This window comes from Candidatus Hydrogenedentota bacterium (assembly GCA_018005585.1).
GTDB lineage: Bacteria > Hydrogenedentota > Hydrogenedentia > Hydrogenedentales > JAGMZX01 > JAGMZX01.
In genome coordinates this window covers 1-11,566 of the sequence record JAGMZX010000145.1, presented here as the reverse complement: position 1 = coordinate 11,566, position 11,566 = coordinate 1, and the positions used below count along the sequence as shown (strand labels likewise).

9 protein-coding genes are annotated in these 11,566 nt (G+C 63.0%); 3 read left to right on the top strand and 6 right to left on the bottom strand.

Annotated elements, in window-relative coordinates:
• Both KA184_19315 and KA184_19310 read right to left on the bottom strand, forming a co-directional pair.
• On the bottom strand, positions 1–474 hold a 474-nt coding region (locus tag KA184_19315), incomplete at its 3' end, for a recombinase family protein (GenBank protein ID MBP8131734.1).
• Positions 475–966: 492 nt separating this feature from the next.
• A complete protein-coding gene (locus KA184_19310; GenBank protein ID MBP8131733.1) occupies positions 967–1,455 on the bottom strand; it encodes a GntR family transcriptional regulator in 489 nt (162 codons plus the stop codon).
• Positions 1,456–1,699: 244 nt separating this feature from the next.
• Here KA184_19310 and KA184_19305 point away from each other — a divergent pair, with 244 nt between their 5' ends.
• Positions 1,700–3,466, top strand: coding sequence for a CehA/McbA family metallohydrolase (locus KA184_19305; protein ID MBP8131732.1), 1,767 nt, complete (start codon positions 1,700–1,702; stop codon positions 3,464–3,466).
• A 14-nt stretch (positions 3,467–3,480) separates the two neighbouring features.
• Here the strand turns inward: KA184_19305 and KA184_19300 are convergent, their stop codons facing one another.
• The 4 genes from KA184_19300 to KA184_19285 all read right to left on the bottom strand — a co-directional run bounded on the left by KA184_19300 (position 3,481) and on the right by KA184_19285 (position 9,281).
• Positions 3,481–4,431, bottom strand: coding sequence for an ABC transporter permease (locus KA184_19300; GenBank protein ID MBP8131731.1), 951 nt, complete (start codon positions 4,429–4,431; stop codon positions 3,481–3,483).
• 14 nt (positions 4,432–4,445) lie between these two features.
• Complete coding sequence (locus KA184_19295; protein MBP8131730.1) at positions 4,446–5,399, bottom strand: sugar ABC transporter substrate-binding protein; 954 nt, start codon at positions 5,397–5,399, stop codon at positions 4,446–4,448.
• Between the two features lie 79 nt (positions 5,400–5,478).
• Positions 5,479–6,471, bottom strand: a complete 993-nt coding sequence (locus KA184_19290) for a family 43 glycosylhydrolase (GenBank protein ID MBP8131729.1) — start codon at positions 6,469–6,471, stop codon at positions 5,479–5,481.
• A gap of 44 nt (positions 6,472–6,515) precedes the next feature.
• Positions 6,516–9,281, bottom strand: coding sequence for a glycoside hydrolase family 78 protein (locus tag KA184_19285; protein MBP8131728.1), 2,766 nt, complete (start codon positions 9,279–9,281; stop codon positions 6,516–6,518).
• Between the two features lie 662 nt (positions 9,282–9,943).
• On the opposite strand from KA184_19285, the gene KA184_19280 reads away from it, so the two are divergent.
• Positions 9,944–10,756, top strand: coding sequence for a glycerophosphodiester phosphodiesterase family protein (locus KA184_19280; GenBank protein MBP8131727.1), 813 nt, complete (start codon positions 9,944–9,946; stop codon positions 10,754–10,756).
• A 3-nt stretch (positions 10,757–10,759) separates the two neighbouring features.
• Positions 10,760–11,338, top strand: coding sequence for an HD domain-containing protein (locus KA184_19275; protein ID MBP8131726.1), 579 nt, complete (start codon positions 10,760–10,762; stop codon positions 11,336–11,338).
• Positions 11,339–11,566: the final 228 nt, after the last annotated feature.

Genomic DNA, 11,566 nt, shown 5'->3' with positions numbered 1-11,566 from the left:
TTTTTTCTGGCGCCGCTTGCGTTCCTTGAGGGCGTTCGCCTTGTAGAAAAGCGCCGGCTCGATAATGGGGTCGTGCAATCCTTCGGTTTCGACGTCCCCGTAACTGACACGGCCGCGGTAAGTCCGGTTGGACAAGATGATGGCGATCGCCTGACGCGACCATCTATTTCCCTTGCGTGTGAAAATATTCCTCGAATGCAGAAAATCGACGACCTTGCCGGTGCTGCGGGTGTTCAGGTATTCGCGGAAGATCATGCGCACCACTTCCGCCTCGCGGTCATCCACCAGCAATGGTTTCTGGCCCGGGCTACCCCGGCGGTATCCGTAAGGCGCGGGACCTGTGCCGTAACGGCCCTGCTGGACCGCCGTCAGTTGACCGCGTTTGACCTTTGCCCCGTGACTGACGCGCCCGCCGCCTTCCTTCGCCTCCGCATCGGTCCGTCCGGCGCTTCTGATTTCACTTCCCGTAGCCATCTCGTCTCTACGCTTCGCGAATGCGCCCTTCTGCCGTACTCCCGGTTCTTCAGCCAAGGCGAGGAACCTCATGACCTCGCGAGCCACCGGCCTTCGAATCAGGAACCCCGCCCCCTCGGACGCAGAGCAACGAGGCAAGACGCCCCGGCAAACTCTTTACGTATGCGCCCAAGGTTTCAGAGTTTTCTGGCTTAAGTGTACGCGACAGGCAAAAAAATGTCAAGAGTTTTCCTGACAGTTTTGACCCCTTGAGAAACCTTCACGCCCGCGTCAAGAAACGCATCCCGCCACGCCCCGGCCGAACGCATCCGTGAAGTAATACGCTCCCCTTTGGTCTTGGAGCACCTGCTTTCCGGAAAAACGCGCGTACCGAACACTACAGCAACAATGCCCAAGACCGCTCAACCGCGGCGGGCCGCACGCGGTTTGCGGCCCGCACCTCCCAAAAACGCGGTTACACGGTGAACCGTGCGTCAGAAAAGCTGTCGAGAATTACTTGCCGGCCTTCTTCTTCGGCCTCGTCAGCGTGAGCAGACTGGCGGGCGTGGGCCCGTACGGCGTGCCCGCGACGGAGAGACTCTTCGCGACGATCTCGTTGACCTCGTCCGAGGTCATACCGGCAGCCTTGGCTTCGGCCACGACTTCAAACATGCGGCCGATCAACCGCTTGCGGCAGTCCTCGCGGCACTTGGTCTCGATGCCCTTGTTGATGAACACGCCCATGCCACGGCGGGTGTACAACAACCCCATGACTTCCAGGTCGCGATACGCCTTGGCAACCGTGTTCGGATTGACATCAAGCTGTTCCGACAGTTCCCGCACACTCGGCAACTGGTCGGTAGCTTTCAGCCGGCCCGAGGCGATGGCGAATTGAACGTGATTCTCGATCTGCACGTACACCGCCACACTGCTGTTGATGTCGATGCTCGACAACATGTTCAGCACTTCTCGTGTGTCTTTGCGCAACCCTCTCATTCTCATGGTCCACTCACCTTTCTTTTGTTGCCCCGTTTCGCGTGTCTGGCGTGTCTTGCCCGAGACAACTTCTGCTATACTCCCTCTCGTCAAGCACACGCACTAGATGTCAGTTTAGCGCCTCTTGGAAATGGAAATCAAGCCCATACACAGCTTCTATAGTTTTCGTATTCTGCCCACTTCCAGGAGCGAAGCAAGAGCTGTCCATCTATTGAGTAGAGTCAGCGGGGTAAAAATGGCAATGTCGCAGATGAAGCATCTTGCAGTTTTTCTCATGCTCCTGTCGCTGACATGCGGCTGCGTTAGCGACCAGACGCCCGCAGGGACGTCGGATACCCCCACGAAGACGTCCGGGGCCGGCCCGGGCGCCAGAGAGGCACGAGAACCAGCACCGCGGCCGGATAACCGGCCAAAGGGCGTCTTGACGGTCGATGTGGCCGACGTGCTCGAAAAACCGCTCGCGGCGCGCGTGGACCTCGTTAATCTCGATGGTTTTCCACCGACCATTCTGCCCGTGCCCGAGCGCAGACAGGATATGGCCGCGCCGGTGGGCAATTACCGGGCTTATGTCCATGTCTTCGATGCGGGTTCCCCCATTCTCGTCGCCGTGCGAGACCTCGTCGTGCCGGAATCCGGGCCGCCCGCGGTGTTGGAGGTGCGCGTGCTGGAAGGCGCGGCGGGCACGCGCCCGCTGCGTTCGTTCGACTTCGACGGCGACCTGGCCCTGGACCGGGTCGAGGAGGAATGCGGCACGAATCCGGCGGACGCCGGCAGCATCCCGGGCCGCGCGGCGGTCCCACGCGTCAACCGGGTGCTTTCGGACCAGCCCGGCTGGTACAAAGGAGAACTCCACTGTTACTCCACCTACTCCGAAGGGTCGGAGACCGTGGCCGAACTGGTGCGCCGCGCGGAGTCGTCCGGTCTTGATTTTCTGGCGATCACGGACCGTAACACGATTCAGGCGGCGCACGACCCGGCTTTCAGTTCTGACAAGACCGTGCTCATTCCAGCAATGGAATGGGGCGACGAATCCATGGGCTTTGCATTGATTTACGGCCCGCGCACGGAACCCGACCCGCCGAGCGACCAGGACACGGCCCAGGCAGACTGCCTGCGCGTGCAGGCGCAAGGCGGTATATTCGCGGTGGCCCGGCCTTGTTTCCCCACCGCGCCGTGGCAGTGGAACCTCAGCTTCGTCAATGCCATCGAGGTGTGGTCGCGCGCATGGCGCGAGGTGCCGCCGATGACGCTCGACAATCTCCGCGATGCGCTCAAGATCCGCGATGAAGAGCGGGAACTCATCTATTCCATTGCTGCCGCCGCCGCGATCACCTCGCACGGCGCCAATGCGCAGGCATGCCAGTTCTGGGATTACGAACTGGTGCGCGGGCTGAAAGCCTCCGCCATCGCCGGCAGCGGCACGGCCAGCCCGAAGGTTCCCATGGGGCGGCCGATCACGTACGTGTACGCGCGCGACAAGTCTCTCGAGGGTATTCTCGAAGGGTTGCGCCTCGGGCGCACCTATGTGTCTTCGGGACCGGACGGTCCCCGCATTGTCTTTAATGCCGACGTCATGGCGGACAACAAGGTCGACGTGAGCATCGGGGGCACGATTCCGCTTGGGCTGGACACCGTTTTCGGGGTAAGCGTCACGGGCGCGGCAGGCAAGAAACTGCAGGTCCTCGAGAACGGGCGCACCTTCATCAGCAAAATCATCGAAGGCGACAATTTCGTGTTTCGTTTTCCGCAACGGCCCAAGGCGGCCTGCTGTTACCGGGTTCGCGTCGTGCAGCCCGCGGACCCGAAGACGGGGTTCGGACCGCTCGAAGTGCTGGCCATGACCAGCCCCATTTACGCTCAGGACATCATCCAGGGCCTGTTCTGGAATGACCCGAACCTCTACCTTGACGAGAAGAACTGGATTCCGGCGGAGAATTTCGATCCGGTGCCCAGGGGTCAGGAGTGGCAGGTACCCATGGACCAGCCGCCAGTAAATCCGGTGCCAATGGGCCGCTGAAAACGGCTCTCGGGTCAGGCGCGCCGCCTGCGCCGCACGTCCATGTACACGGCGCCGAGGATGACGAGTCCCTTCATGACGTACTGCAGCGAGAAATGCACTCCCGCCTGATTCAGCCCCTTGTCGAGGATGCCAATGATGATCGCGCCGATCAGCGTGCCGTGCATGCTCCCAATGCCGCCGGTGAAACTGGTGCCGCCGACGACTACCGCCGCAATCGCGTTCAGTTCAAAGCCCGTGCCGGCCGAAGGTTCGGCCGAGTAGAGTTGCGACGCGTGGATCAACCCCGCGATGCCCGCGAGCACGGAACAGATGAGATACACGCTCACTTCGCAGGCGAACAACGGCAGCCCGCTCAGCCGGGCCGCTTCCCGGTTTCCGCCGATAGCGAAGAGGTGGCGGCCATAGCGCGTCTTGTGCAACAGAATCCCCGTGAATGCGAACGCCGCAAGCATAACCAGGACGGGCGCGGGTATCTGCACCTCCCCGGACAGATAGATGCGGCTGTTGCCCAGCGCCAGGAACATCGTTTGCGTCTCGGGCACGTGCATGGGGCGGCCTTCGTTGAAGCGCAGCGCAGTACCGCGCGCCATGAGCATCGTGGCCAGCGTAATAATGAACGGCGGTATCGGCGTGCGCGCCGCACACCAGCCGTTCAACAGACCGCACAGCGCCGCGACACCGCTGCCCGCGCCGAGCGCCAACGCCAGCACGCCGATGTTCTGCGCCTCCGGCGCGGCCTGCGAGATAACATAGACGGCCGTCGTGCCCACGAGCGCGAGCAGTGCGCCGACGGACAGGTCGATACCGCCGATGAGAATCGTCAGTGTCATGCCGAACGCGATGATCGCATTGACGGAGATCTGCTGCGCGAGGTCCAGCATGTTGTCTTTGGCGAGGAACCCGGGCACCCACAGCCGGAAGAGGGCCAGCAGTCCAATCATGCCGCCCAGCAGCGGCGCCATCCGCTTGAACGACTTCACTGCGCCCCCTGAAACGACTGGAGATACGCATCGGCGTTCTCGCGGGTCACCAGTTCAACGCGGATCTTCACGTCCTTCTCGATGGGGTTGCCCGCAAGATGCTCGTAAACCTTCTCCGCAGCGACTTTCCCCATCTCATAGGGAAACTGCGCCGAACTCGACAGTAGTTTGCCCGCCTTGATCGCCGCGACCGCCTCCGGCGACCCGTCGACGGTCACAACCGTGACGTCCTGCAGCCGGCCCGCCGACTCCAGCGCCGAGATCACGCCAAGCGCGCTCGGGTCGTTTATCGCAAAAACCGCGTCAAGCTCCGGAAAGCGGCCGAGCAGATCGCGCATGACCGGGCGCGCGCCCTCCGTCGTGCCTTTGCCCTCCTGTGTCTCCAGCACCTGCATGTCCGGGTACTTGGCCAGTTCTTCCATAAAACCCGCGACACGATCAATGCATGCCTTGTTCACGGACTGGTGCAACACAACGACCTTCGCCGGGCGGCGCGTCTGGGCCAAGGCTCGCGCGGCCAGCCGGCCCGCCTCCACGTTGTCCGAGGCCACCTGACACAGCACGAGGTTCTCATCCTTTACGGGGGCATCGACCACGATGCACGGCACATTCTTGTCTCGCGCCTGGATCAGGCTGCCGGTGATGCCCTCCCAATTCACCGGATTGATGAAGATTGCGGAAGCGCCTCGCAGAATAAGGTCGGAAATATCGTTCTTCTGTTTGAGGCTGTCAAAACGCGAATCCAGCGTCACGAGCCGGTCGCCGTGCGCCTCGATGACTTCCTGCAGGCCGCGGTTCAACTCGACGAAGAACGGATTATTCATCGTCTGAAACACGACGCCGAAAGTTCGCTGTCCGGGCTTCGCGGCGGGCGCGGCGGATTCGCCGCCGCAGCCGTGCAGCATCGCAATCATCAACAACGCAGGGACTAGCACACGCAGTGGCATCATGTCGGCACCCTCTCCGGTTTCGCGTAATCATAGCGCTCCGCGAAGTCATTTTGAAATCCCCGCCGCACGTTTCGGTCCCTCACGCAGGCGGAATCAATTCCAGGCGGAACGGCTCGTCTCGCTCCGCTATCAGTTGGCCGTCCGCCACGCAGAGCCGCGCGATTTGCAGCACGGACCGATGCTTGCCCGGCTCGGTATGCCGTGCGCCGAAGGGGTGCACGAAATAAACGAGGTATGCGTGATCGCCCTGTTCGAGCGCGTCGGGATGCTGCGCCACGGCACCGTCGCAGGGCCGCGCGCCCGGCGCCTGCAGGAACGGGCCGACGTACGTCCACCGATTGAGGTCCTCGCTCCGGTACAGGTTTAGCCCGCCGCTGTCGGTGAGCATCCAGTATGCGCCGCCCAATTGAAACACGTTCGGCGCTTCTCCGCCACGGTCCGCAATGACCGGGCCAGTATCTCGCCAGACGAAAAGGTCTGTGCTTCCGGCGCTGTAGATGTGCGAACCCGCCGCTTCGTCCTTGTACCACATGCGCCAGCGGCCGTCGGGCAGCCGGTAGACGCACGGGTCGATTACGCGCGCGCTGGACAGCGCCAGCGTGCTCTCTCGCCGCCAGTGCAACAGGTCGCCGCTCGTGTAGTGGACGATATGCCGGTCGCCGGACCAGTCGTCGTGCAGACCGCGGATGTAGCTCACGTACATGTGATACGCGTCTTCGTGCCGGATGACTTCGGGCGCCCAGAACGTGTTGCGGCCGTCCTCGAAGTCGAGTCCTTCCGCGATGCCCTTGTATCTCCAGGGGAACCCATCGCCGGACGAGACCGCAATGCCGATGTCCGTGCCGTGGCACCAGCGCACGCCGGGCTCGTCTTGCTGATTCGCGCGCCGTTGCGTGTAGAAGATCCACCACTCCTTCCGTTCCGCGTTCCAGATGATGGCGGGGTCGGCCGCGCCGTCGTACACGGGGTCTACAAACAGGGGCGCGGGCGCGGGCGCGGTGCGGACCGGTCCGGCGCCGTCTTGCGCGGCGGCAAGCTGCTGCAATCCCACCGCCGCGCCGAACGCGGACATGCTCTGCAGGAAGCGCCTTCGGTCCATCCGCCGGCCTCCACGATTTACGGTTTGCCGCCCGGACGCACAAACGCGGGAGAAACAAACTCATAGCGCCCGGCCTGCACTTCATAGACCGCGGAATTATCATTCATACGCAGGAACTGCACGCCCTCGGCCTCGGAAGCGGGCTTGCCGCCCTCGGTGACCGCCCCGGCATCTTTCGCAGGCACATGGACCGTCGCGGACGTGTTCTCCGGCACCGTGAACTTCCACGAGAACGCCTCGCCTTCCACGTTCCATTCGCTGAAGACCGTGCCGTACGGCGTGAGACGCGACGCCTGCACGTGCGTCAGGTCGCCGGCCGGCACCGGCTTCATGCTCAAATGCTTGAAGCCTGGTTGGTCGGGCCGGATGCCCGCGAGGTATTCGTGGAACCAGATGTTGAGGTCGCCGACGAGCATGACGTGGTTGTGCGAGTTCATCGCCGGATCCGCCGTGTCGCCGTTCCACAGTTCCCAAATGGTCGTCGCGCCCTTGCTGACCATGTAGCCCCAACTCGGGTAGTCCGTCTGCGTGGCCATGGTGTAGACGAGATCCGGCCGCCCGTGGTCAGACAGCACGCGGCTAAGCCATTGGCCACCGATGAGGCCGGTGCCGATGTGGCCTTTGGTCTCATTCTCGATCTTGTCAACAAGCCGCTGGAAGACCTTGTCTTCATGGCCCTCGGGCACAAGTCCGAACGCGAGCGGCAGCACGCAGGTGGTTTGCGCCCCGTTCGCGTACTGCGCCGTCTCCGGATTGAAGAACTTCTTGTTGAACGCGGCCTTAATGGCCTCGGCCTGCTCCGTAAACCGTGCGGCGTCCTCCGTCTTGCCGAGCATCGTCGCGTACTTGGCCATGAGCGTCAGGTCCCAATAGAAATACGACGTGCCCAGGAACTCGCCTGGCGTTTTGCGCGCGGGGTCATTTGAGTGGATCAGGTGCTGCTCCTCGGGCGGCACGCACCAGTCGCCGTAGTTGTCGCGCGGCAGAATCCCGTCCGCGTCGATGTAGTGGCTCATCCACTCGATCCACTTCTTCATGCCGTCGTAGCGCGCCTCAATCGCGCGCGTGTCGGCGTACATCTGAAAGAGCATGTTCGGGATGATGATAAAGCTGCTCGGCCAGGTCACGTTGTCGTTGTAGAGCGGCCAGTACGCGGGGCACACGTCCGAGACGCTGCCCTTTTCGTTCTGCGCGTCGTGCATGTCGCACACCCATTTCGCGTAGAGCGCCGAGATGTCGAAGAGGTAGCTTTCGCCGCGCGATTCCTCCGAGCGGTCACCGAGCCAGCCTTGGCGTTCGTCACGCTGGGGGCAGTCCGTCGGCATCGAATGATAATTGCCGCGTGTGCCCCAGTAAATGTTGTGGTAGATGTCGTTGAGCACCTCGTTCGAACAGGTGAACGCGCCCGCGCGCGGCATGTCGTCATGCACCACGCAGCCCTCCAGCGCATCGAGCGCAGGTTCGCCGGGGAAGCCGGTCAATTCGACATAGCGGAAGCCGTGATACACGAAGCGCGGCTCGTAGGTTTCGACGCCTTCCCCCTTCAAGGTGTATAGGTCGGTCACCTTTGCACCGCGGATGTTTGCCATGTACAACGTGCCGTCCGGATTGATCGTCTCGGCATGGCGCAGCGACACCTGCGCGCCGCGCGGGCCAGAAACGTTCAAGCGGCACCAGCCCACCATGTTCTGGCCCATGTCGTAGATGTAGACGCCCGGTTCCGTACTGCGCATAGTCACCGGCTTGATGGTCTCGACCACCCGGTTCGGCTCGATCATCTGCGCGACGACGACACCGCCCGGCGCGGACACCTCCTCGGCCCTGTCCCACCTGGAATCGTCGAAACCGGGCTCGGCCCAGCCCGCCAATTCCATGCGCGCGTCATATTCCTCGCCATCGTATTGGTTGTTTGCGCGGATCGGCCCATCGGTCGTTACGCGCCATGACGTGTCGCTCACGACCTGCTCGACCGTGTTGTCCGCGTATTCGATGCGCAGGTGCAGCAGCAGCTTTGGGAAGCCGAACGTGCGCATCGTCGTCGGCTCCTTCGTGCGCTGCGCCCAGAAATGGCCGTTGCCCAGCCACACGCCCAGCGCGTTCGCGCCGTCGCGCAGCTGCGCTGTTACGTCGTGCGTCACGTAGAAAACACGCTTGTTGTATTCGGTGCAGCCCGGCGACAGCACATGGTCGCTGATCTTCGCCCCGTTCACGTACAATTCCGAAATCCCAAGTCCCGAAATGTAGGCTGTTGCGCGCGCCACCGGCTTCCCGACCGTGAATTCCCTGCGCAAATGACGCGCCGCCAGCCGTCGCGCCTCCGGCTCCACCTTCGACTCGTCTTCCTTCTCGATGCCGACCCACTGCGCGCCCCACTCCGCCTCGTCCAGGATGCCCATGGTCCAGCGGGCCGGCGCGCTCCACGGCGATTCCGCGCCGTCCTTGTCCCACACGCGCACCTTCCACCAGCACGCCTGATGCGAACCGAGCGGCCTGCCCGCATACACCACCTGAATCGACTGATCCGATTCGACTCTGCCCGTGTCCCACAGGTCGCCCTGGTCCTGCGCCAGCAGTTCCGGCGACGATGCGACGAGCGCCTGATACGCCGTCTGCTTCTGTCCGCGCAATGCCGACTCGAGCATCCACGCCAGGCGCGGCTGCGCCGCATCGATGCCGAGCGGGTTAATCAAATACTCGCACGTGAGGTTCCCCACGCTCACCGGGGCCGCAGCGCCTGCGGCATTCCCGAGAATAAACAAGCCAATACCGAATACGCTGGCCATGTTACACCCTCCGATTGGTTTGGGAGAGGAAGAATACCGCAATCCGTCGCGGTTTTCGAGATGCCGGCATGAGCCTGCCGGCATACACCCGCGGAGTAGACGCCGGCGGTGCGGCTTGGGAAACCGGCTCTTGCTGGAGTTTGGGGAGACGTGATGTCACAGGGCCGGGCAGACGGCACAAGATCGCGTTAGTGATTACGGCCGGACTTCCCGCACTTGGTTCTTCCGAGGCCGCTGTCCTGGTGTTGCCTCCCGAACGGACGTTTTGGGAAGAGGCAACGCTGATTCCCGTGCCGTGCCGCCGTCATACGGATTTCGGTGCCGAGAAAATCTCGCGACACTTCCGCAACCGTGTACTGCTATGCAGCGGAGATACCTGCGCTCACGCCCTCGCTAACCGGGCACTCGTGCAGGAGGTCGCGCGTGAGAGTGTATTCAGGCCGGCTCTGCCTGACTTTTGCAGGGGAAAGACACGCGTCGTGCCTGAGAGAGGCATGAATCAATTCTGGGGATAACTTCTAACCCAGGCAGAGACGGCCAGATGAGAGAAGTGAGCACCACGACGGACCGCTTTGCATTACTCCGGTTCGGAGTCTAAGATAAGCACCGAAATGCCAGGCGTGACCTGCGAACGAGCCCTGTTTTCGCAAGGAGTTGCCCTCTTGAATGCCTTACGAAGCACAATGACCGGCTGTGTGTTGGTGCTGTCCGCCGTTTCGGCGCTCGCCCAGCCGCCCGAGAGTCCGTTGCCGCCGCCGAAGCACGGCGGGGTCTATGTCGTGGCGCATCGCGGCGCGCACGAGGGCATCCCGGAGAATACCTTGCCCGCGTATCAGCGGGCCATTGAGTTGGGCGCCGACTTCGTCGAAATCGACCTGCGCACGACTCGGGACGGCGAACTGGTCAGCATCCACAATGATTCCGTCGAGGATTATGCCGCGGGCGCGACCGGGCGCGTGGCCGAGATGACGCTGGCCGAACTGCGCGCGCTCGACTTGGGCGCGCGGGTCGGCCCGGAGTGGGCGGGCGCGCGCATCCCGGTGTTCGAGGAGATTCTGGCGTTGTGCCAGGGGAAGATCGGCATCTATCTCGACATGAAGCACGCCGACGTCGCGCAGGCGCTCGCGCTTATCCGTAAGTATGGCATGGAAAAACACGTGATCTGGTACATCGGCGGCGCGCAACTGAAGCAGCTACAGGAATTGTGCCCGGAGTGCCTGCCCATGCCGGACCCCGGGCCGGAACAGCTGCTGCCCATGATCCTGCAGCAATACAAGCCGCGCGTCGTGGCGTCCGTGTGGCGCTTCTTTTCAGAGAGTTTCGTCGAGAAGTGCCATGCGGCGGGCGCAATCGTCATCGTGGACGAAAGCTACCCGTCCTGCTGGGAAGAGGCGTTGTCATGGCGCACGGACGGCATCCAGACGGACCATCCGGCGGACCTGATCGCGCTGCTCGACAAACGCGGAAAACCGTAACTTATGGAATTCTCCGACCGCGCCGGCGCGGCGCTCCAGCTCATGTTTGAACTGCACCGGTCACAGCGGCGCAAGGGCAATAACGTCCCGTACATCACGCACCTGCTTGCCGTGGCCGCGCTCGTAGGCGAACACGGCGGCGACGAGGACCAGTTCATCGCCGCATTGCTCCACGACGCGGTCGAGGATGCGGGCGGGCGCGACACGCTCGAGCGTGTGCGGCAAGAATTCGGCGACCGCGTCGCGGAGTACGTGTGGGCGTGCAGCGACACCGCGGAAGAGCCCAAACCGGCGTGGCGGCCACGCAAGGAACGTTACTTGGCCCATGTGCGCGAGGCGCCGCCCGAAGTGAAACTCATTTCAGCGGCAGACAAGCTGCACAACGCGCGGGCCATCAATGCCGACCTGCGCAAGACCGGCGCGGCGGTTTGGGAACGCTTTGCGGGCAAGCGCGACGGCTCGCTGTGGTATTACCGTGAACTGCCCGGCGCGCTCGGGGACGGGTGGGGCCACCCCATCCTGGAAGAACTCCGTGACGCCGTCCAGGAAATGCTGCGCCTCGCGGAAGAGACGGGCGCGTAACGCCGGGATTGCCCCCTGGTTGCAAAAAAGCGCATCTCGTAGGATACTAAAGAACACTTCCACGGCCCGCCGTTGCGGGACGAGGCTCAGGAGGCTTGAAGGATGCGCAGCCACCGCGCCGGCCACTATGCCAGAGCATTGACCCCGCTCTTCTCGCTGAAAGGATGCCTCTGCTTGTGCCTGGCCTTGGCGGGATGCTGGTCGCCTCACCCCGCGGCGCCCCCGCCC